This is a genomic window from Pseudomonas sp. P1_A1 (assembly GCF_056406935.1).
Window position 1 is genome coordinate 476,745 of the sequence record NZ_JBFTZE010000002.1, and the last position, 20,013, is coordinate 496,757.

The following is a 20,013-nucleotide window of genomic DNA, read 5'->3' on the forward strand; positions in this document are numbered from 1 at the left end:
TTTATGGCCCAGAATTTTGCGGCGAAGGCGTCAGCCCGGCCAGCAAAAATCTACCGCGCCGGCAACAGCTTCAAGGTGCTGCGGGTATTGGCCATCACTTCTTCCTCATTGAAATTCGCCTGGTAATAAACCCCTTCGATATACGCCTCGGCCTGATCGGCATAGTGGCTGTCGAACGGCGCGCCGCTCTGGCCCACCGGGTTGATGGTCAGGCTATGGGCCGGGTCGGCGAAGTCGATCAGCCGCCGGGTCGACGGGCCGTAGGTCACGGGCCACGGCGCCGGGCCGATCTTGGCCGAGAGGTTGTTCGGCACTTCGTGGGTGCCGGGTGCCGCGAATGGGCCAACGTTGAAAATCTGGTCCAGGGGCTTTTGCATCCCCAGTGGATGGCCGTGGGTCAGGGTGTGCGCCTTGCCCCACTGCCATTGCGCGGAGTCGGCGCCAAGGGTGGTTTTGAGATGAGCCATGCTCGCTTGCCAAGCCACCTTGACCGTATCGGCGCGGGTTTCCTTGCCAGGGGTGTTGCGGTTGTCCCACCACGGCGAATCGGCGGAGGCCGCCAGACGCGGCAGCGCGGCATCGATCACCCGGGTCGGGAGCAGCGTTTCGAAGAAGTCATTGCCCAGTTCATCGCGCAGCGCCGCGTCGGCGAGGTTGAACAGGAACTGGTTGAACAGGGTGGCGCTGATGGAGTCCAGCGGGTAATCGCCGCTCCACTGCGCCAGTTGCTCCACCAGTTTGAGTTCGGTCGGGTCGCTCACCACTTCACGCAGTACCGGCAGCAAAGGTGCCAGCAAGCGCGGTCCGTAGGCGGTGGTGGTACCCAGTTGCAGCTTCTGGTTGGCCGCGTTGTCCCACTTCACGTTCTTGTCGCTGAGCTGGCGATTGAGCTGCTGCCCGCGATCGGCGAGGTTGTAGTAACCAGGAATTTCCATGCCGGTCGGCGACACCGGTTGGAAGTTGGCCGAGACGATGTAGCCCCGCGCCGGGTTTTCTTCCTGCGGGTTGGCACCGAACGGGTAAAAACCTTCCTTGTCCGCTTGAGGGGTGCTGCCGTCGAGGATGAAACCGGGCTTCACCCCGGCCGGACGCTTGGGCAGCAGCGCCGAGGCCCACCAGCCGATGTCGCCCTTGGCGTTGGCGTAGACGATGTTCAACCCTGGAGCCTGAACCTTGGCGGCCGCGGCGCGGGCCTTGGCCAGGGTGTCGGCGCGATTGAGCTGGTAGAAGCCGTCAAGGATCGGATTCGGGGTTTCGAGGAACGCCCACCACATGGCAACCGGCGTCTTGCCGGCGGCAGTGCCAAGCGCATCGTTGACGATCGGGCCATGGGGCGACTGGCGCAGCGTCAATGTGACCGGTGACTGGCCTTTCACGGCGATCTGTTGTTCGGTGGTGACCATGTCCACCCACTTGCCGCGATACCAGACCTGGTTCGGGTTGTCCGGGTTGACCTTCTCGGCGATCAGGTCCAGATCGTCGTTCTGAAACATCGTCAGGCTCCAGCCGAAGTCCAGGTTGTGGCCGAGAAATGCAAACGGCACCAGCGCCTGATGGTAGCCATACAGCTCGAAGCCTGGCGCCGACAGGTGCGCCTCGTACCACACTGACGGCACCGAGAAGCGTATGTGCGGGTCACCGGCCAGCAACGGCTTGCCGCTTTTACTGCGGTTGCCGGAAATCACCCAGGCATTGCTGCCTTCGAATTGCGGCAGGCCGTGGTCGGCCAGAGCCTGCTCACTCAGGCGGGCAAGGGCGTTCAGGTCTTTCCAGTCACTGGCGGCGAGGACGGGCGCAGGGCTGGCGCGCCTTTTGGCCAGTACGCCGTTGGGTTGCCAGTCGAGGTCGAAGATGTTCAGGTACTCGGCACCCAGTTGGTCGCGCACGTAAGTCAGCAAGGGCTCGGTGCGAAACGCCGCGGCAAAGCTGTAGGCCATGTAGCCGGCGATGCTGATGCTGTCTTCGGCGGTGAAAGGGCGCTTGGGGATTCCAAGCACGTCGAACTCTACTGGCGCGGCGTGGCTGTCCTGATATTGATTGATGCCGTCCAGATAGGCTTGCAGGGCTTTCCACGCCGGCGACTGACGATCCAGCGCGGCCACGTAACTGTCAGCACGTTCGCGGATACGCAGGCTGCGAAACAGTTTGTCGGTGTCGAGCAGTTTCGGGCCGAGGACTTCGGCCAGCTCACCACGGGCCAGACGCCGCACGGCTTCCATCTGGAATAGTCGGTCCTGGGCCTGCACGTAGCCGAGGGCGCGGTAGAGGTCGGTTTCGTTTTCGGCGCGGATATGCGGCACGCCGCGCTCGTCGTAGCGCACGGTCACTGAACCTTGCAGATGCTGCAACGCCACCTGGCCCTGGCGCGTCGGTTGCTTGCTGTACACGTACCAGCCGCCCCCGGCGACGAGCGCGACGATCAGCAAGGCAAGTACGGTCAGGACGCGTTTCATGGTGGCTCCTTGTTCTTTCGGGATTGCCGCCCGTGTGGGCTGCAAACGTGTAGCACAGACCTCCTGTGCCGGGCATCGCGGTCCTGGAAAAGTCAGGAATGCCTTACTTCGCCTTCGCAGGCCACGGGCAGTAGCAACCCACCGCCAGCGTGTGAGTGGCGTTCACCGCCCGGCCTGCGTTCAGCGCTTGCAGGATGGGCTCGATAAAGCTGTTGCTCGAATTGCAGGTCAGGCCTTCGCTGTACGGGCCGAAATATGCCAGCTTGCCGTCGCGGTCCCAGATCGCCACTGCCGGACTGGCAGGGATCTGTTCGGAGCCAGGCAGGGCCGCGAGGGTTTTCAGGCGGCTCAAGGTGCCGGGCAACTGGCCGTGGCTGCCGGGCTTTTGTACCGTATAGAACTCGACGCCCTGCGGTACATATTGCTCAACCAGTTCAGTCAGGTGTTGTTGGTTGCCGACATTGCACGGGCAGGCCGGGTCCCAGAAGTGCACCAGGCGAATGGCGCCGGGGCCGGCGAGTTCGTCGGGCAGGCGCAACGGGTCGCCGGAGAACACGGCGGTGTGCGAACTGAAGGCTCGCAGGTAGCGTCCCTGAAACCAGTCGTAAGCGGCCCACAGTACACTGGCACACACAAGGGCGAGCAGGCTGGCAAGCAGTGTGGTGCGATAGGCCGGGCGCATGGGTTTCAATCCTCGAAGGTCGGCTAGCTTGCCATGCTTGCCGCGACAGATGAATATCGCAGGCCCATAAAGTCTGTTTCGCGCTCTGGAATAGCCCATGTCTGCCACTTTCGACCCCGATCATTTGCGTGCCGGCCTGCGGCCATTGGCCGAGTGGCAGCCGCTGTCGACGGAGGCCATGGCCTATCAGCGTTTTTACGGGCTGGATTTTCCACAGCGAACCCTGCGCCGTGGCTTGGGGCGTTTCGAGATCGATGGCTATGAAGTGGTCAGCCAGCTCTGGTGGCCCGAGCGGGCGAAGGCGACGCTGTTTCTATTTCACGGCTTCTACGATCACACCGGGCTCTACCGGCATGTGATCGAGTGGGCGCTGGACCAGGATTTTGCCGTGATTGCCTGTGACCTGCCGGGGCATGGCTTGTCCAGTGGCGAACGGGCGAGTATCAAGGACTTCGCCGAGTACCAGAGCGCCCTGCAAGGCCTGCTGGCCGAGGCGCAGTCGTTGGGCCTTCCGCAGCCCTGGCACTTGTGCGGGCAAAGCACCGGCGGGGCGATTGTGATCGACCATGTACTCAATCAAGGTGCGAGCAGCCCGGCCCAGGGGCAAGTGATTCTGCTGTCGCCCTTGGTGCGGCCGCGAGCCTGGGGCTGGTCGCGACTCAGTTATTACCTGCTCAAGCCGTTTGTCAAAGGCATCGCCCGGCGCTTCAGCGAGAATTCCAACGACCCTGACTTCCTCGCGTTCCTGCAGGCCGATCCGCTGCAACCGCTGCGTCTGCCAACGGCCTGGGTCGGTGCGCTGGGACGGTGGATCAAGCGTATCGAAGCAGCACCGAGCAGCCCGCGGCGGCCGCTGATCGTGCAGGGGCAGGCGGACATGACCGTGGATTGGGAGCACAACCTTGAAGTGTTACGAGGCAAGTTCGATCGACCCCAGGTGTTGATGCTGCCTGAGGCGCGGCATCATCTGGCGAATGAGTCGCCGGGGCTGCGGCAAGAGTATTTCGGGTTTTTGACCAAGCGCATGAGTCGGGATCGGCGGTGACATTTCGACAGTCATCGCGGGCCATTCCACAGACGCCAAAAATTACTGGGTCAGGCTGGACGTGCTTTGCCCCACCGCCAACCCCGCCCGAATCGCCGCCAATGCCGCTTGGTAATAAGCCTTGCCTTCAGCGGACTCGGCAAAGGTCGAAAACTCTTCCAGTTCGTCATCCGACAGGTCGCGATAGACATACAGCAGCGTGTTATTCAGGTCGGCGCCGATCTGCTCCATCAGGCGCTGGCGCTGACCGTTCAACATGCCCTGAGCCTGACCGTTGCCGAGCAGGCCGGGGATCATCGAACTCAGGCTGTCGGCCGCGACGCCTGCGATCGCCAGGCTGACTTCAGCGCCGGCCTCGCGGGCGGGCAGGGCCTGGGCCAGGTGGCCGATGATCAGTTGACGGGTATCGCTGGCCTGCATTTTCGGCAAGCCCTTGGCGTTTTTCGCCAATTGATCGCGACGGGTCGCCAGCAGTTCGGCGGCGACGATTTTCTTGCCCAGGGGCGATTGAAAGAAGGTCAGCGCAGGTTTCGGGTCGGCGAGCTTCTTGCGCAGTTGCGCTTCGGCGCGCTGGTCCATGGCCTTGGGGGCGAATCGCTGATTACTGTTGTCGACCAGGGCCTGGAACACTGCCGGTGGCAAGCTGTTCTGATAGCGCTGCTGAGCGGCCGAGAGAGCATCGTTGAAATGCGCGCGTTGTTCTGGCCAACCGGCGACCTTGTACAACTGGTCGTGGCCGTCCGCCCAGGCGGGCAAAACGCAGAACATCAACAGTGAGAAAAGCAAGCGACGCATAGGGGCTCCTGTCAGCAGGCGACTATTCTCCGTGCGGCATTCGTACTTGTCGAGAATTCGTATCAGGTTGAGTGCCTTATCCGACCAATCCTCCGCTGCGTGGCTCTGTCGGAATTGCGGGCACAGGAATACTATGCGCGCCATGCACATACCCTCTGATCATCCACTGCTGTTACGTATCGTCGACGACCTGGCCGAACACGGCTGGTCGCAGCAGAATATTTTCCTGCCCCTGGACCTGACCCGGGCGCTGGCGGCCGAGTGTCGTAAACGTGCCGCCGAGGGTGAACTCGCCCCGGCCGCCGTGGGGCGCGGGGCGTTTTCGGAGATTCGCGAGGGCATTCGCGGCGACCATATCCAGTGGCTCGAACCTGGCCAGGCCGAGTCCTGCGACAGCTACCTGGGGTTGATGGACAGCCTGCGTGAGGCGATGAATCGTGGTTTGTTCCTGGGCCTGGAAGATTTCGAAAGCCATTTCGCCCTGTACCCGCCAGGCGCCTTCTACCTCAAGCATGTCGACCGTTTCCGTGACGACGACCGGCGCATGGTCTCGGCGGTGATCTACCTCAACGACGCCTGGCTGCCCGAGCATGGCGGTCAGTTGCGCATGTACCTGGACGAAGGCGTCGAACACGATGTGGTGCCCACCGGCGGATGCCTGGTGGTGTTCCTGTCGGGCGACGTGCCCCACGAAGTCCTGCCCGCGACCCGAGAACGCCTGTCGTTGACGGGCTGGTTCCGCCGTCGTGGCAACGAGCCGTTCTGATCATGCAAAAGATTCTGGTAAGCCGCTGTTTGCTCGGTCACCGCGTCCGTTACGACGGCGGGGCCAGCGGGCCGTTCGATCTGTTGGAGCAGTGGATTGCCGAAGGCCGGGTGGTGCCGTTGTGTCCGGAAGTCGCCGGCGGGTTGCCGACACCCAGGGCTGCGGCAGAAATTCCCGGCGGGCAGGGCGGTGAAGTGCTTGATGGCCTTGCATCGGTCATCACCACAGAGGGCGAGGATGTCAGTGCCGAGTTTCTGTCGGGGGCTTGGCAGGCGCTGGAGCTGGTGCAACAGCACGGCATCCGGATTGCGGTGCTCAAGGCCAACAGCCCGTCTTGCGGCAATCTGCTGACCTATGACGGGACGTTCAGTGGCGTGAAGGTCAGCGGTGAGGGCGTGACCGCCGCGCTGCTCAAGCGCCATGGTGTGCAAGTCTTCAGCGAACGGGAGTTGCCGCAAGCGGCTCAGGCCCTGGCAACCCTGAAGTAACAGCCCACAGGGTTAATCATTCGCCCGAATCAAGGTTTCGGCGCCGCACCCGCATCTGCCCCAAACCACTTCTGCTCCAGGGCCTCCAGCCGGCCATCGGCCTTGATCCGCTGCAAGGCGTTTTCCAGGCTGGCATGGAACGCCGGGTTACCCTTCTGAAACGGAATGGCCAGGCTTGCGGCCGGGGCGGCTTTCGGCTTTTCCTCCGTCAGCGACTGCACCAACAGGATGGAGTGCGGTTGCACTTCTTTCTGCGCGATCAATTGCGCGTTGGTGTGAATGTAAGGTTCGCTGAAGTCGAAACGATCCTTCAGATCCGGGGTCAGTGCTATGTGATTGATGGCAACGTCGTATTTGCCGCTTTCGACGCCGGTCATCAGATCGTCGGAATCGGTGACGACGAAGTCGGCCCGTACATCCAGCTCATTGGCCAGCAGTTGACCCAGCTCGACCTCGAACCCGGTCAGTTTGCCGTCATCCTTGAAATTGAAGGGCGGTGTATTAGCCTCAAGAGCAATGCGCAATTCGCCGCGGTCGTTTACATCGTCCATCAGTTCGGCATGAGCCAAAGGGCTCAAAAGGGGTAGCAGGCAGATCAGGCCAGGCAAAAAGCGCATGGTCACTCCTTTGAATTCATTTATCGCGACGCGCTGTTCAGGCTCGCTTTGCTATGGTTATTGAGTGCCTTCGACAACGAATGGCCGTTAAGTTGTTCACGGTCGAGCGAATTTTACGGAAAAACTGGAGAAGAGAATGAAAAGCTTTATGTCACGAGCAGCATTGGCTGGTGTGCTGATGGGTGTTTCGGTGCTGGCCGGTGCCGCCACCCCGGCTCCGAAGGGGGCAGAAGTGTTCATCGTATCTCCTGCGGACGGAGCCACGGTCGCGCAAACCTTTACCGTGAGTTTCGGCGTCAAGGAAGTCGCGCTGGCACCAGCGGGCGATGTCACCAAAAATACTGGCCATCACCATTTGCTGATCGATGTCGACAAACTACCAGCCGCCGGTGCTCCGATTCCAAACGATGCCAATCATATGCACTTCGGCAAAGCGCAGACTCACGCTGAAATCAAACTGGCACCGGGCAAGCACACGTTGCAGCTTGAATTGGGTGACAGCGGTCACATGCCGTTCGATCCGCCGATCGTTTCGAAGAAAATCACTGTCAACGTCAAGTGACGTTCTCGCGCGCATGAAAAAGGGAGACCCGAGGGTCTCCCTTTTTTGTCGCTCAAGTCGCGATCAGAACAGCACGCGGCAACGAATGGTGCCGTTGATGTGCTGCAGCTTCTCTTGCGCCATTTCCGAGTAATCGGCATCGACGTCGATCACGACGTAGCCGACTTTCTCGTTGGTCTGCAGGAACTGACCGGAAATGTTGATGCCGTTTTCGGCGAAGACCTTGTTGATCTCGCTCATCACACCCGGAATGTTCTCGTGGATGTGCAGCAGGCGGTGCTTGCCAGGGTGAGCCGGCAGGGCCACTTCCGGGAAGTTCACGGACGATACCGACGTACCGTTGTCGCTGTACTTGACCAGTTTTTCCGCCACTTCCAGGCCGATGTTGGCCTGCGCTTCAGCGGTGGAACCACCGATGTGCGGGGTCAGGATCACGTTGTCCAGGCCACGCAGCGGGCTTTCGAACTCTTCTTCGTTGGAGCGTGGCTCCACCGGGAATACGTCGATGGCCGCGCCGATCAGGTGCTTGTCCTTGATTGCATCCGCCAGGGCGTCCAGTTCGACCACGGTGCCGCGCGCGGCGTTGATCAGGATGCCGCCCTTCTTGATGGCGCGGATTTCCTTCTCGCCGATCATCCACTGGGTGGCAGCGGTTTCCGGAACGTGCAGCGTGACGATGTCGGACATACCCAACAGCTCGTGCAGGTTGCCGACCTGGGTGGCGTTGCCCAGTGGCAGCTTGGTCACGGTGTCGTAGAAGTAAACCTGCATGCCCAGACCTTCAGCCAGGACCGACAGTTGAGTACCGATCGAGCCGTAACCGACGATACCCAGCTTTTTGCCACGGATTTCGAAGGAGTTGGCTGCGCTTTTGATCCAGCCGCCACGGTGGCAGGAAGCGTTCTTCTCAGGGATGCCGCGCAGCAACAGGATCGCCTCGGCCAGCACCAGCTCGGCAACGGAGCGAGTGTTGGAGTACGGTGCGTTGAATACCGCGATACCGCGTTCGCGAGCCGCGTTGAGGTCGACCTGGTTGGTGCCGATGCAGAAACAGCCGACAGCCACCAGTTTCTTCGCGTGATCGAAGATCTCTTCGGTCAGTTGAGTGCGGGAGCGAATGCCGATGAAGTGAGCATCAGCGATCTTTTCCTTCAGCTGGGCGTCCGGCAGAGAACCTGTGAGGTACTCGATGCTGGTGTAGCCCGCCGCCTTGAGGACGTCGACAGCCGATTGGTGGACGCCTTCGAGAAGAAGGAACTTGATCTTGCTCTTATCGAGAGAAGTCTTGCTCATCTGCGTAAACCTGTGTCCCGGAGAAAAAATGGCAGGGAAGGGAGCAGCCAGAGCTGACCCGGACGGCAGGAAAGCCGTCGCCGCAGAACAGCCTTTGGGCACTATCCTGCGGGGTCGGTATGCTAGCATATGCGACCTGCTAACACTCATTCTGCGACGTGAAGCGTACTCAGGATGACCATGAATTGTTCGAGAGTTCTGTCGATGACCAATCCTGCGCTGATTGATGAGCTGAAGACCCTGGTTGAGCCTGGCAAGGTGCTGACCGACGCCGACTCCCTGAATGCTTACGGCAAGGATTGGACCAAACATTTCGCCCCGGCCCCGACGGCCATCGTGTTCCCCAAGACCATCGAGCAGGTCCAGGCCATTGTCCGTTGGGCCAATGAACACAAGGTTGCGCTGGTGCCGTCCGGCGGTCGTACCGGGCTTTCTGCCGCAGCAGTGGCGGCCAATGGCGAAGTGGTCGTGTCCTTCGACTATATGAACCAGATTCTCGACCTGAACCTCACCGATCGCACCGTTGTTTGTCAGCCGGGCGTGGTTACCGAACAATTACAGAACAAGGCTGAAGAGCACGGTTTGTCCTATCCGGTGGACTTCGCTTCGGCAGGTTCCAGCCAGATTGGCGGCAATATCGGCACCAATGCCGGCGGGATCAAGGTTATTCGCTACGGCATGACCCGCAACTGGGTGGCTGGCATGAAAGTCGTCACCGGCAAGGGCGATCTGCTGGAACTGAACAAAGACCTGATCAAGAACGCCACCGGCTACGACCTGCGTCAGCTGTTTATCGGCGCCGAAGGCACACTGGGCTTTGTCGTCGAAGCCACCATGCGTCTGGACCGGGCGCCGAAAAACCTCACCGCGATGGTGCTCGGCACCGCCGATTTCGATTCGATCATGCCGGTATTGCACGCGTTCCAGAGCAAACTTGACCTGACTGCCTTCGAATTCTTCTCCGACAAAGCCCTGGCCAAGGTCATGGCACGCGGCGATGTGCCGGCGCCGTTCGAATCCGACTGCCCGTTCTATGCGTTGCTGGAATTTGAAGCGACCACTACCGATGTGGCCAATCATGCCCTGGAAACCTTCGAGCACTGCGTCGAGCAGGGCTGGGTGCTGGACGGTGTGATGAGCCAGAGCGAAACCCAGTTGCAGAACCTCTGGAAGCTGCGCGAGTACATCTCCGAAACCATTTCCCACTGGACGCCGTACAAAAACGACATTTCGGTCACTGTGTCGAAAGTCCCGGGGTTCCTGAAGGAAATCGACGCGATCGTCGGCGAACACTACCCGGACTTCGAAATCGTCTGGTTCGGCCACATCGGCGACGGCAACCTGCACTTGAACATCCTCAAGCCGGATAACCTGAGCAAGGACGAGTTCTTCGCCAAGTGCGCCACCGTCAACAAGTGGGTGTTCGAAACCGTCGAGAAGTACAACGGTTCGATTTCCGCCGAACATGGCGTAGGCATGACCAAACGTGATTACTTGACCTATAGCCGCTCACCGGTTGAGATCGAGTACATGAAAGCCGTCAAAGCGGTGTTCGACCCGAACGGCATCATGAACCCGGGCAAGATTTTCGCTGTTTGATTCTTCGAACTTTAAGAGCACGAAGCAGGAGTCGGTCAATGAGCTATCAGCACCAGTATGTCGATGGAACGCGTATTCATTTCCCGCTGGGGAAAGTGGTGTGCATCGGCCGCAACTACGCCGAACACGCCAAGGAGCTGGACAACCCGGTGCCCACCGAACCACTGCTGTTCATCAAGCCCGGCAGCTGCGTGGTGCCGCTGGAGGGCAGCTTCAGCATTCCGACCGAGCGCGGTTCGGTGCATTACGAAGCGGAAATCGCAGTGCTGATCGGCAAGCCATTGTCGACCAAGCCGAGCCGCGAAGAAGTGCTGGATGCTATCTCCGGCTTCGCCCCGGCCCTGGACCTGACCCTGCGCGACAAGCAGGCCGAGCTGAAAGCCAAGGGCCTGCCGTGGGAAATCGCCAAGTCCTTCGACGGTGCGGCGGTGATTGCGCCATTCGTGGCCGGCAGCACGTTTGCCGACCTGACCGACATCGGCATCCGCCTGACCATCAATGGCGAAGTCCGCCAGGATGGCAACAGCAAGGACATGCTCAATCCGATCGTGCCGATGATCCAGTACATGGCCGGCTGCTTCTCGCTGCAGGCCGGGGACGTGATCCTCACTGGCACGCCGGTGGGCGTTGGCCCGCTGAATGTCGGTGATGAACTGGTGCTCGAATTGCCGGGTGTCAGCCGCTTTACCAGTAGCGTTCTCTAAAAAGCAAAAGATCGCAGCCTGCCGCAGGCTGCGATCTTTTGATCTTGGCTGCCCACACAGGGCAATCCGGCCATTTCCCGTTTTTTTCACATTTTGTCTGGATAATTCCGGGGCTTATGGCGTCTGAGCCTGTCCCAATGTGCTATTACCCATAGCCTGAATTTCTGGAACGCATCCCTGAATGGCCATCGAATCGCTGCCCAAGCTGAAAACTGCCCGCCGCTCGCGTTTTGTCATGCGTTGGTATTCCTGGCTTTTACTGGTGGCGGTCGCTGCTTATGGCCTTGCGTTTGCGATGCATTGGGATGATCGCGGTGTGCTCTGGGTGAAGGAGCGCTTTGAAAGCCCCGCCGAACGAAAAGAGAGTGTCTGGCTGCCGGACTATCGGGCGGTGATCGACGCCAAACTGCTGCCGGGCATGGAGAAGGACGAAGCGTCGGACGTGTCTTACGACCCGCAGACCAAAACCCTGTTCTCCGTGATGGGCAAGAATCCGTTCCTGGTCGAGCTGACGTTGCAAGGCGACGTGTTGCGCAAAATGCCGCTGGTGGGGTGGAGCAACCCGGAAGGGGTGACGGTAATGGGCAATGGTTTGCTGGCGATTACCGATGAGCGCGAACACCTGCTCTCGATCGTCAAGGTCGATGCCGATACGCGCGAGCTGAACATCGCCAATTTCCCGAAATACGATCTTGGCCCCTCGAAAAACCAGAATAAAGGCTTCGAAGCCGTCGTCTGGGATGCACGCAATCAGCAACTGCTGCTGGGTGAAGAGCGTCCACCGGCGCTGTTCAGCTGGAAAAGCGATGGCAGCCAGATCTTGAAGGGTGACAAGCAAAAACTCTCCAGCGACGCATTGGATGTCCGTAACCTGTCGGCCCTGGCCATCGATCCGCGCACCGGCCACACCCTGGTGCTGTCCGCCGACTCTCACTTGTTGCTGGAACTGGACGAGAAGGGCGAGCAGGTCAGTTTCATGACCTTGCTCGGAGGGTTCAATGGCCTGAAGAAAACCATTCCCCGTGCCGAAGGCGTCACCATGGACGAAGCAGGCACGCTGTACATGGTGAGCGAGCCGAACCTGTTCTACCGCTTCGAAAAGCAACAGGTTCGGTAGTTGCGGTAGAAGGTCGCGGGCCATTAGGGTTTTAATTCAGGCAGCCGTGGTGTTTCATCCGCCCGTCCTGTTTCCGAGTTTGCCTGAATGCGTCGACTTGTCCGCCCCAAACCCCTGATGCTGATCCTGTCGGTCATTGCCCTGATCGTGTTGGTTGCCGTCGGCCAGTACCAGCGCCTGTTCGAGCGCAGCGGGTTCAATGTGCAGGCGCTATGGCGGCCGATGAATGCCCAATCCATTGGCCTGGACCAGTATCAGGTGGTGATCGAGGCGCGAGTCATTGACGGTCTGGACGACGATGTTTCAGCGCTGACCTTCGATCCCGTGCGCAAAAGCCTGTTCACGGTCACCCACAAAAACGCCGAGCTGATCGAATTGTCCCTGGAAGGCAAAATCCTGCGGCGTGTGGCGCTGGTCGGGTTCGGCGACCTGGAAGCAGTGGAGTTCATTAGCGCTGACACTTACGTGATCACCGATGAGCGTGAGCAACGGTTGATCAAGATTCATCTGCGCAAGGGCACGACGTTCCTCGATGCCGCGGACGCCGAGCAGATGACCCTGGGCGTGCACATGAGCGGCAACAAGGGTTTCGAGGGGTTGGCCTATGACTCGGTGGGCAAGCGCTTGTTCGTCGCCAAGGAGCGCGACCCGATGCTGATCTACGAAGTGCAGGGCTTTCCCCATTACAACCCGGAGAAGTCCTACGCGGTGCACGTGGTGAACAATCCCAAGCGCGATGCCGGAATGTTCGTGCGAGACCTGTCGAGCCTGCAATATGACGAGCGCAGCGGCCATTTGCTGGCACTGTCCGATGAGTCGCGGTTGATTCTTGAACTGGATGTGGACGGGCGACCGCTGAGCACCCTGTCACTGGGCAAGGGCCGTCAGGGATTGCACAAGCCTGTGCCGCAAGCAGAAGGCATTGCCATGGATGACGACGGCACCCTGTACCTCGTCAGCGAGCCGAACCTGTTCTACGTCTTCAAAAAACCGCCGCAACCCTGACCAACATCCCAAAAACCAAGTGTAGGAGCGAGCAAGCGTCGCTCCTACAGATGGCTAAGGCATCAAGCCTTGAGGGTTTTCACACCTTCGCTCGTGCCCAACAGCAGCAAGTCCGCCGGGCGGGCCGCGAACAAACCGTTGGTGACCACGCCGACGATGGCGTTGATCTGTGCTTCCAGCTCCACCGGGTTGGTGATCTGCATGTTGTGCACGTCAAGGATGATGTTGCCGTTATCGGTCAGCACACCTTCACGGTAAACCGGGTCGCCGCCTAGCTTCACCAGTTCGCGGGCCACGTGGCTGCGAGCCATCGGGATCACTTCCACCGGTAAAGGGAACGCACCGAGCACTGGCACCAGTTTGCTGGCGTCGGCGATGCAGATGAAGGTCTTGGCCACGGCCGCCACGATCTTCTCGCGGGTCAGGGCTGCACCGCCGCCTTTGATCAGGTGCAGGTGCTCGTCGCTTTCATCGGCGCCGTCGACGTAGAACTCCAGATCGCTGACGGTATTGAGCTCATACACCGGAATTCCGTGGCCCTTGAGACGCGCGGCGGTGGCTTCGGAACTGGCCACTGCGCCGTCAAACGCGCCTTTGTGCTTGGCCAGGGCGTCGATGAAGCAATTGGCAGTAGAGCCGGTGCCGACCCCGACGATGCTCTTGTCATCGAGTTTCGGGAGGATGAAGTCGACGGCGGCCTGAGCCACTGCCTGTTTGAGTTGATCCTGGGTCATGCGGGCTCCGAGGTGCCGAAGAGGGGGACGAAAGGCCGGCATTATAGGCCTCGCGATGTGGAAGGTCATTGCCCGATTGGCAGGTCAAAAGATCGCACCTGTAGGAGCTGCCGAAGGCTGCGATCTTTTCCTCTGACCCTAAAACCACCTGTTTAGTGTGGTCGCCCGCCCAAAAGCCGGGTTAGACTCCTTGGCCCTGCCCAACCCGTTCAGTGATGCTTCCGATGCTCGAACAGTACGTCAAAAAGATCCTCACCTCGCGCGTTTATGACGTTGCCGTAGAAACCCCATTGCAGACTGCTCGCCAGCTCTCCGAGCGGCTGGGCAACGAGATTTGGCTCAAGCGTGAAGACTTGCAGCCGGTGTTCTCGTTCAAGATTCGCGGCGCTTACAACAAGCTGACGCAACTGAGCGATGAAGAGCGCGCCCGTGGTGTGGTCACCGCTTCGGCGGGCAACCATGCGCAAGGCCTGGCCCTGGCAGCCAAAGTGCTGGGCGTGAAAGCGACCATCGTGATGCCCAAGACCACCCCTGAGATCAAGGTCGAAGGCGTGCGTTCGCGCGGCGGCAAAGTGGTACTGCATGGCGATTCGTTCCCGGAAGCCCTGGCCTACTCGCTGAAACTGGTCGACGAAAAAGGCTACGTCTACATTCACCCCTACGACGATCCCCACACCATTGCCGGGCAGGGCACGGTGGCCATGGAGATTCTGCGCCAGCACCCGGGGCGTCTGGATGCGATCTTCGTTCCGGTGGGCGGCGGCGGATTGATCGCCGGGATTGCGGCGTACGTGAAATACCTGCGTCCGGACATCAAGATCATCGGCGTCGAACCGGATGACTCCAACTGCCTGCAAGCTGCCATGGCGGCCGGCGAGCGCGTGGTGTTGCCGACCGTGGGCCTGTTTGCCGATGGCGTCGCAGTGGCGCAGATCGGCCAGCACACCTTCGATATCTGCAAAGACTACGTTGATGAAGTGATCACCGTCAGCACCGATGAAATCTGTGCGGCGATCAAGGATATCTACGACGATACCCGCTCGATCACTGAACCTGCCGGCGCCTTGGGCGTGGCCGGGATCAAGAAATACGTCGAGCAACGCGGCGTCACCGGGCACACCTTCGTGGCCATCGATTCCGGTGCCAACGTCAACTTCGACCGCCTGCGTCACGTTGCCGAGCGCGCCGAGCTGGGCGAGGGCCGCGAAGCCATCATCGCCGTGACCATCCCCGAGAAACCGGGCAGCTTCAAGGCGTTCTGCGAAGCCATCGGCAAGCGCCAGATCACCGAATTCAACTACCGCTACAACACCGGCAGCGAAGCGCACATCTTTGTCGGCGTGCAGACCCATCCGGAAAACGACCCGCGTAGTGCGCTGCTCGCCAGCCTGACCGAGCAGGGTTTCCCGGTACTCGACCTGACCGACAACGAATTGGCCAAGTTGCACATCCGCCACATGGTCGGCGGGCGTGCTGCCCAGGTGGTCGATGAGGTGGTGCTGCGCTTCGAGTTCCCGGAGCGTCCGGGTGCGTTGTTCAACTTCCTCAACAAGCTTGGTGGGCGCTGGAATATTTCGATGTTCCATTACCGCAACCACGGCGCGGCGGATGGCCGTGTGGTCGCGGGCCTGCAAGTGCCCCACGATGAGCGTCATCTGGTACCGGCGGCGCTGGAAGAAATCGGCTACCCGTACTGGGACGAAAGCGACAACCCGGCCTATCAGCTGTTTCTCGGCTGAGCGACTACGCTGATGGGCAGCCTATAAGGAAATCGAACAATGGAAACGTTAACCGCCCTCAAAGTCGCGCATGGCGTGGCGACGGTGCTGCTGTTGATCAGCGCACTGGGGCTGGCAATCTGGGTCTGGCGCGCTCGTCGTAACGGTGATACGACGGCGCCTGCGCGTACCTTGCAGCGACCGCAGGTGTTCATCTGGTTGTTGATGGGCCTGGCGCTGTTGAGCATGCCGATTACCGGCTGGTGGATGGTGCATCTGGTGGGCTGGCCGTTGGGGCAGACCTGGTTGCTGGCGTCCAGTGTGCTGTACACCGTGGCGGCGTTGGGTTGGTTCTGGCTGCTGGTGCGGCTCAATCGGCTGCGCAAGGCGCCGGCGGCGGGGAATGGGAAGTTTACGTTTGCGTTGGCGCTGTTCAGTTTTGTCTGCTTGATCGCCATTGCGGGATTGATGGGGGCCAAGCCGGTTTAAACCGAAAAGATCGCAGCCATCGGCAGCTCCTACAACGTTTTGCGTACACCTGTAGGAGCTGCCGAAGGCTGCGATCTTTTGCTGTTCAATCGCGTAACGAAATCACCGGCCAACCCCGCTTCTCGGCTTCGGCCCGCAGGTTCGGATCCGGATCGACCGCAATCGGGTTGGTCACTATCTCCAGCAACGCCAAGTCGTTCATTGAGTCGCTGTAGAAATAACTGTCTTCCAGGCTGTGGCCGGTTTCTTCCAGCCAACGATTCAACCGGGTCACCTTGCCTTCACGGAAGCACGGGATGTCGGTGCTACGTCCGCTGTACCGGCCGTCGATCATTTCGCATTCGGTGGCGATCAGGGTTTCAACGCCTAAACGCGTGGCAATCGGCCCGGTCACAAATCGGTTGGTGGCGGTGATGATCACCAGCTTATCGCCGGCCTCACGGTGTTGGGCCAACAGTTCGAGGCCCTTGGGCAGCACGAGCGGTTCGATGCAGTCGCGCATGTAATCCAGGTGCCATTGATCCAGTGTCGTCATTTCGGTGCGACCGAGGACTTCCAGGCAGAAGTTCAGGTACGCATCGTTATCCAGCTTGCCGGCCAGGTAATCCTGATAGAACTCGTCGTTGCGCGCCTTGTAGGCGACGGCGTCGAGGAAGCCGCGTTCGCACAGATAATCGCCCCAGGCGTGGTCACTGTCGCCGCCCAGAAGCGTGTTGTCCAAGTCGAATAAAGCCAGCCGCATTGCAGTTACTCGCTGAAAAGTCTGTAGAAAGGTCTCCAGAATACGGACTTTTCACAAGAGTGCACATAAGGTAGGTCGGCTCGTTGCTGCTTTCACAACCTTTGTGGAACAATGCGGCGACATGCGTTTGCGAGGTTGTTGCCGTGATCGACCCCGATGGTTTCCGCCCCAATGTCGGGATCATTCTGACGAATGATGCTGGCCAGGTGCTATGGGCTCGCCGAATCAATCAAGATGCCTGGCAGTTTCCACAGGGCGGGATCAACCCCCAGGAGACGCCGGAAGACGCCTTGTACCGCGAGTTGAACGAAGAAGTGGGCCTGGAGCGCGAAGATGTTGAAATTCTCGCCTGCACCCGGGGCTGGTTGCGTTATCGTTTGCCGCAACGTCTGGTCAGAACGCACAGCCAACCGCTGTGCATCGGCCAGAAACAGAAATGGTTTCTCCTGCGCCTGATCTCCAACGAGCAGAGGGTGCGGATGGATTTGACCGGTAAACCGGAATTCGATGGCTGGCGCTGGGTCAGCTATTGGTATCCGTTGGGCCAGGTGGTGACATTCAAGCGCGAGGTGTATCGACGCGCTCTCAAAGAGCTTGCCCCGCGCCTTTTAGCGCGCGACTGACGACGGAGTTCGACCCCGAGCCATGCTCAATACGCTGCGCAAGATCGTCCAGGAAGTTAACTCCGCCAAGGATCTCAAGGCGGCGTTGGGGATTATTGTGTTGCGCGTCAAAGAGGCCATGGGCAGCCAGGTCTGCTCGGTCTACCTGCTTGATCCAGAGACCAACCGCTTCGTGCTGATGGCCACCGAGGGCTTGAACAAGCGCTCGATCGGCAAAGTCAGCATGGCACCCAACGAAGGTCTGGTCGGCCTGGTCGGCACGCGTGAAGAACCCCTGAACCTTGAAAACGCCGCGGATCACCCGCGCTACCGTTACTTCGCCGAGACCGGTGAAGAGCGCTACGCGTCGTTCCTCGGGGCGCCGATCATTCACCACCGCCGCGTCGTCGGCGTGTTGGTCATTCAACAAAAGGAACGCCGCCAGTTCGATGAAGGTGAAGAAGCCTTCCTCGTGACCATGAGCGCGCAGCTCGCCGGCGTTATCGCCCACGCCGAGGCCACCGGTTCGATCCGTGGCCTGGGCCGTCAGGGCAAAGGTATTCAGGAAGCAAAGTTCGTCGGCGTACCGGGTTCGCCGGGCGCGGCGGTCGGCACCGCGGTCGTCATGCTGCCGCCGGCCGATCTGGACGTGGTGCCGGACAAGACCATCACCGACATCGATGCAGAACTTGGGCTGTTCAAGACGGCCATCGAAGGCGTGCGTGCCGACATGCGTGCCTTGTCCGCCAAGTTGGCAACCCAGCTGCGACCTGAAGAGCGGGCGCTGTTCGACGTCTACCTGATGATGCTCGACGATGCCTCGCTCGGCAGCGAAGTCACCACCGTGATCAAGACCGGTCAGTGGGCCCAGGGCGCGTTGCGTCAGGTGGTTACCGATCACGTCAACCGTTTCGAACTGATGGACGACGCCTACCTGCGCGAGCGGGCCTCGGACGTCAAGGACCTCGGCCGCCGTTTGCTCGCCTACTTGCAGGAAGAGCGGCAGCAGACGCTGGTCTACCCCGACAACACCATTCTGGTCAGCGAAGAACTGACGCCGGCGATGCTCGGCGAGGTGCCGGAAGGCAAGCTGGTCGGCCTGGTGTCGGTACTCGGTTCCGGCAACTCCCACGTGGCGATCCTGGCGCGCGCCATGGGTATTCCGACGGTGATGGGCCTGGTCGACCTGCCGTACTCCAAGGTCGACGGCATCCAGATGATCGTCGACGGCTACCACGGCGAGGTCTACACCAACCCGAGTGACGTGCTGCGCAAGCAGTTCGCCGACGTGGTCGAGGAAGAGAAACAACTGGCCCTCGGGCTGGATGCATTGCGCGACCTGCCGTGCGTAACGGTCGATGGTCACCGCATGCCGTTGTGGGTCAACACCGGCCTGCTGGCGGACGTGGCGCGGGCGCAGAAGCGCGGTGCCGAGGGTGTGGGTCTGTACCGCACCGAAGTGCCGTTCATGATCAACCAGCGTTTCCCGAGCGAAAAGGAACAACTGGCGATCTATCGCGAGCAACTCGCCGCGTTCCATCCGCAACCGGTGACCATGCGTAGCCTGGACATTGGCGGTGACAAGGCGCTGTCGTACTTCCCGATCAAGGAAGACAACCCGTTCCTCGGCTGGCGCGGCATTCGCGTGACCCTCGACCACCCGGAAATCTTCCTGGTGCAGACCCGCGCCATGCTCAAGGCCAGCGAAGGCTTGAACAACCTGCGTATTCTGCTGCCGATGATTTCCGGCACCCATGAACTGGAAGAAGCCTTGCACCTGATCCACCGGGCCTGGGGCGAAGTCCGCGACGAAGGCACCGACGTGCCGATGCCGCCGGTTGGCGTGATGATCGAGATTCCGGCGGCGGTGTATCAGACCAAGGAACTGGCGCGGCAGGTGGACTTCCTGTCGGTCGGCTCCAACGACCTGACCCAGTACCTGCTGGCCGTGGACCGAAACAACCCACGGGTGGCCGACCTCTACGACTACCTGCACCCGGCGGTGCTGCAAGCCTTGCAGAGCGTGGTGCGTGATGCCCATGCCGAAGGCAAACCGGTGAGTATCTGCGGCGAAATGGCCGGTGACCCGGCGGCGGCGGTGCTGTTGATGGCAATGGGCTTCGACAGCCTGTCGATGAACGCCACCAACTTGCCGAAAGTGAAGTGGATGCTGCGTCAGATCAACCTGAGCAAGGCCAAGGAACTGCTCGCGGAGCTGATGACCATCGACAACCCGCAAGTTATCCACAGCTCGCTGCAGTTGGCGCTGAAGAACCTAGGGTTGGCGCGGATGATTAATCCGGCTTCGGTTAAAACGCTCTAAAACGCTGAGGGCCTCTTCGCGGGCAAGCCTCGCTCCTTGTATGTTGGCCGAACACCCGGCGAGAGCAGCTAAGCTCCTCGGTGTTGTCTCAAAGATGTGTTTCTGGGGGAGGCCGACCGCTCCTGAAGGCAGGACTTGCTCCTGACCTTGTCTGTAGAGAGGCTCCCCCGCCTCATTGCCCACCACGAAGAGTATCGAGAAGCCGACAAGTCGGACTTCGCATTACAAGGTTGCAGCGGCATGAAGTTCGAGGTCAGGGGAACCAGGAGCCATCTTCAC

At 60.4% G+C, this 20,013-nt stretch carries 19 protein-coding genes; 12 read left to right on the top strand and 7 right to left on the bottom strand.

Annotated elements, in window-relative coordinates:
• Positions 1 to 50 precede the first annotated feature (50 nt).
• Both AC1D2Q_RS05115 and AC1D2Q_RS05120 read right to left on the bottom strand, forming a co-directional pair.
• Positions 51 to 2,453: a penicillin acylase family protein gene (locus AC1D2Q_RS05115; RefSeq protein ID WP_477812446.1), complete on the bottom strand. Its 2,403-nt coding sequence runs from the start codon at positions 2,451 to 2,453 to the stop codon at positions 51 to 53.
• A gap of 103 nt (positions 2,454 to 2,556) precedes the next feature.
• Positions 2,557 to 3,135, bottom strand: a complete 579-nt coding sequence (locus tag AC1D2Q_RS05120) for a DUF6436 domain-containing protein (protein ID WP_477812447.1) — start codon at positions 3,133 to 3,135, stop codon at positions 2,557 to 2,559.
• A 97-nt stretch (positions 3,136 to 3,232) separates the two neighbouring features.
• Between AC1D2Q_RS05120 and bipL the strand changes: the two genes are divergently transcribed.
• A complete protein-coding gene (gene bipL, locus AC1D2Q_RS05125) occupies positions 3,233 to 4,180 on the top strand; it encodes a phospholipase BipL (RefSeq protein ID WP_477812448.1) in 948 nt (315 codons plus the stop codon).
• Positions 4,181 to 4,222: 42 nt separating this feature from the next.
• Here bipL and AC1D2Q_RS05130 read toward each other — a convergent pair whose 3' ends face one another.
• A complete protein-coding gene (locus AC1D2Q_RS05130) occupies positions 4,223 to 4,975 on the bottom strand; it encodes a DUF2059 domain-containing protein (RefSeq protein ID WP_477812449.1) in 753 nt (250 codons plus the stop codon).
• Between the two features lie 133 nt (positions 4,976 to 5,108).
• Between AC1D2Q_RS05130 and AC1D2Q_RS05135 the strand changes: the two genes are divergently transcribed.
• Entirely contained in the window at positions 5,109 to 5,741 is a 633-nt protein-coding gene (locus AC1D2Q_RS05135; protein WP_018928643.1) for a 2OG-Fe(II) oxygenase, read from the top strand.
• Between the two features lie 2 nt (positions 5,742 to 5,743).
• Positions 5,744 to 6,229 (top strand): 2-thiouracil desulfurase family protein, encoded by a 486-nt coding sequence (locus tag AC1D2Q_RS05140; protein WP_477812450.1) that lies wholly within the window; start codon positions 5,744 to 5,746, stop codon positions 6,227 to 6,229.
• 29 nt (positions 6,230 to 6,258) lie between these two features.
• On the opposite strand, the gene AC1D2Q_RS05145 is transcribed toward AC1D2Q_RS05140, so the two are convergent.
• Positions 6,259 to 6,846: a transporter substrate-binding domain-containing protein gene (locus AC1D2Q_RS05145; protein ID WP_477812451.1), complete on the bottom strand. Its 588-nt coding sequence runs from the start codon at positions 6,844 to 6,846 to the stop codon at positions 6,259 to 6,261.
• 136 nt (positions 6,847 to 6,982) lie between these two features.
• Between AC1D2Q_RS05145 and AC1D2Q_RS05150 the strand changes: the two genes are divergently transcribed.
• Positions 6,983 to 7,408 carry a DUF4399 domain-containing protein gene (locus AC1D2Q_RS05150; RefSeq protein WP_477812452.1) on the top strand — a complete coding sequence of 142 codons (426 nt, stop codon included), beginning with the start codon at positions 6,983 to 6,985 and terminating at the stop codon, positions 7,406 to 7,408.
• Positions 7,409 to 7,471: 63 nt separating this feature from the next.
• Here AC1D2Q_RS05150 and serA read toward each other — a convergent pair whose 3' ends face one another.
• Positions 7,472 to 8,701, bottom strand: coding sequence for a phosphoglycerate dehydrogenase (gene serA / locus AC1D2Q_RS05155; protein ID WP_018928647.1), 1,230 nt, complete (start codon positions 8,699 to 8,701; stop codon positions 7,472 to 7,474).
• Between the two features lie 204 nt (positions 8,702 to 8,905).
• Here serA and AC1D2Q_RS05160 point away from each other — a divergent pair, with 204 nt between their 5' ends.
• The 4 genes from AC1D2Q_RS05160 (at position 8,906) to AC1D2Q_RS05175 (ending at position 13,126) form a co-directional block, all read left to right on the top strand.
• Positions 8,906 to 10,300 (top strand): FAD-binding oxidoreductase, encoded by a 1,395-nt coding sequence (locus AC1D2Q_RS05160; protein ID WP_477812464.1) that lies wholly within the window; start codon positions 8,906 to 8,908, stop codon positions 10,298 to 10,300.
• Positions 10,301 to 10,338: 38 nt separating this feature from the next.
• Positions 10,339 to 11,004, top strand: coding sequence for a fumarylacetoacetate hydrolase family protein (locus AC1D2Q_RS05165; protein WP_007939278.1), 666 nt, complete (start codon positions 10,339 to 10,341; stop codon positions 11,002 to 11,004).
• Between the two features lie 181 nt (positions 11,005 to 11,185).
• On the top strand, positions 11,186 to 12,121 hold the full coding sequence (locus tag AC1D2Q_RS05170; protein ID WP_477812453.1) for an SdiA-regulated domain-containing protein: 936 nt from the start codon (positions 11,186 to 11,188) through the stop codon (positions 12,119 to 12,121).
• Positions 12,122 to 12,208: 87 nt separating this feature from the next.
• Positions 12,209 to 13,126 carry an SdiA-regulated domain-containing protein gene (locus AC1D2Q_RS05175; protein WP_477812454.1) on the top strand — a complete coding sequence of 306 codons (918 nt, stop codon included), beginning with the start codon at positions 12,209 to 12,211 and terminating at the stop codon, positions 13,124 to 13,126.
• Positions 13,127 to 13,188: 62 nt separating this feature from the next.
• Here the strand turns inward: AC1D2Q_RS05175 and rpiA are convergent, their stop codons facing one another.
• A complete protein-coding gene (gene rpiA, locus AC1D2Q_RS05180) occupies positions 13,189 to 13,860 on the bottom strand; it encodes a ribose-5-phosphate isomerase RpiA (protein ID WP_018928652.1) in 672 nt (223 codons plus the stop codon).
• A gap of 224 nt (positions 13,861 to 14,084) precedes the next feature.
• On the opposite strand from rpiA, the gene ilvA reads away from it, so the two are divergent.
• Positions 14,085 to 15,599 carry a threonine ammonia-lyase, biosynthetic gene (ilvA, locus tag AC1D2Q_RS05185; protein ID WP_018928653.1) on the top strand — a complete coding sequence of 505 codons (1,515 nt, stop codon included), beginning with the start codon at positions 14,085 to 14,087 and terminating at the stop codon, positions 15,597 to 15,599.
• 39 nt (positions 15,600 to 15,638) lie between these two features.
• Positions 15,639 to 16,067 (top strand): DUF2269 domain-containing protein, encoded by a 429-nt coding sequence (locus AC1D2Q_RS05190; protein ID WP_477812455.1) that lies wholly within the window; start codon positions 15,639 to 15,641, stop codon positions 16,065 to 16,067.
• 85 nt (positions 16,068 to 16,152) lie between these two features.
• On the opposite strand, the gene AC1D2Q_RS05195 is transcribed toward AC1D2Q_RS05190, so the two are convergent.
• A complete protein-coding gene (locus AC1D2Q_RS05195) occupies positions 16,153 to 16,809 on the bottom strand; it encodes a histidinol-phosphatase (protein ID WP_477812456.1) in 657 nt (218 codons plus the stop codon).
• Positions 16,810 to 16,952: 143 nt separating this feature from the next.
• On the opposite strand from AC1D2Q_RS05195, the gene AC1D2Q_RS05200 reads away from it, so the two are divergent.
• Together AC1D2Q_RS05200 and ptsP are read left to right on the top strand one after the other, a co-directional pair.
• Entirely contained in the window at positions 16,953 to 17,432 is a 480-nt protein-coding gene (locus AC1D2Q_RS05200; RefSeq protein WP_007897732.1) for an RNA pyrophosphohydrolase, read from the top strand.
• Positions 17,433 to 17,454: 22 nt separating this feature from the next.
• The gene (ptsP, locus tag AC1D2Q_RS05205; protein WP_018928656.1) at positions 17,455 to 19,734 is read left to right on the top strand and encodes a phosphoenolpyruvate--protein phosphotransferase; all 2,280 of its coding nucleotides are present in this window, start codon (positions 17,455 to 17,457) and stop codon (positions 19,732 to 19,734) included.
• Positions 19,735 to 20,013 lie beyond the last annotated feature (279 nt).

What these genes read in the sequence shown, in the direction of transcription:
- AC1D2Q_RS05115 (WP_477812446.1), bottom strand. Translation starts at nt 2,453, where the DNA reads ATGAAACGCGTCCTGACCGTACTTGCCTTGCTGATCGTCGCGCTCGTC.
- AC1D2Q_RS05130 (WP_477812449.1), bottom strand. Translation starts at nt 4,975, where the DNA reads ATGCGTCGCTTGCTTTTCTCACTGTTGATGTTCTGCGTTTTGCCCGCC.
- AC1D2Q_RS05175 (WP_477812454.1), top strand. Translation starts at nt 12,209, where the DNA reads ATGCGTCGACTTGTCCGCCCCAAACCCCTGATGCTGATCCTGTCGGTC.
- AC1D2Q_RS05160 (WP_477812464.1), top strand. Translation starts at nt 8,906, where the DNA reads ATGACCAATCCTGCGCTGATTGATGAGCTGAAGACCCTGGTTGAGCCT.
- serA (WP_018928647.1), bottom strand. Translation starts at nt 8,701, where the DNA reads ATGAGCAAGACTTCTCTCGATAAGAGCAAGATCAAGTTCCTTCTTCTC.
- AC1D2Q_RS05170 (WP_477812453.1), top strand. Translation starts at nt 11,186, where the DNA reads ATGGCCATCGAATCGCTGCCCAAGCTGAAAACTGCCCGCCGCTCGCGT.
- AC1D2Q_RS05140 (WP_477812450.1), top strand. Translation starts at nt 5,744, where the DNA reads ATGCAAAAGATTCTGGTAAGCCGCTGTTTGCTCGGTCACCGCGTCCGT.
- AC1D2Q_RS05165 (WP_007939278.1), top strand. Translation starts at nt 10,339, where the DNA reads ATGAGCTATCAGCACCAGTATGTCGATGGAACGCGTATTCATTTCCCG.
- AC1D2Q_RS05150 (WP_477812452.1), top strand. Translation starts at nt 6,983, where the DNA reads ATGAAAAGCTTTATGTCACGAGCAGCATTGGCTGGTGTGCTGATGGGT.
- bipL (WP_477812448.1), top strand. Translation starts at nt 3,233, where the DNA reads ATGTCTGCCACTTTCGACCCCGATCATTTGCGTGCCGGCCTGCGGCCA.
- AC1D2Q_RS05120 (WP_477812447.1), bottom strand. Translation starts at nt 3,135, where the DNA reads ATGCGCCCGGCCTATCGCACCACACTGCTTGCCAGCCTGCTCGCCCTT.
- AC1D2Q_RS05190 (WP_477812455.1), top strand. Translation starts at nt 15,639, where the DNA reads ATGGAAACGTTAACCGCCCTCAAAGTCGCGCATGGCGTGGCGACGGTG.
- rpiA (WP_018928652.1), bottom strand. Translation starts at nt 13,860, where the DNA reads ATGACCCAGGATCAACTCAAACAGGCAGTGGCTCAGGCCGCCGTCGAC.
- AC1D2Q_RS05145 (WP_477812451.1), bottom strand. Translation starts at nt 6,846, where the DNA reads ATGCGCTTTTTGCCTGGCCTGATCTGCCTGCTACCCCTTTTGAGCCCT.
- ptsP (WP_018928656.1), top strand. Translation starts at nt 17,455, where the DNA reads ATGCTCAATACGCTGCGCAAGATCGTCCAGGAAGTTAACTCCGCCAAG.
- AC1D2Q_RS05195 (WP_477812456.1), bottom strand. Translation starts at nt 16,809, where the DNA reads ATGCGGCTGGCTTTATTCGACTTGGACAACACGCTTCTGGGCGGCGAC.
- ilvA (WP_018928653.1), top strand. Translation starts at nt 14,085, where the DNA reads ATGCTCGAACAGTACGTCAAAAAGATCCTCACCTCGCGCGTTTATGAC.
- AC1D2Q_RS05135 (WP_018928643.1), top strand. Translation starts at nt 5,109, where the DNA reads ATGCGCGCCATGCACATACCCTCTGATCATCCACTGCTGTTACGTATC.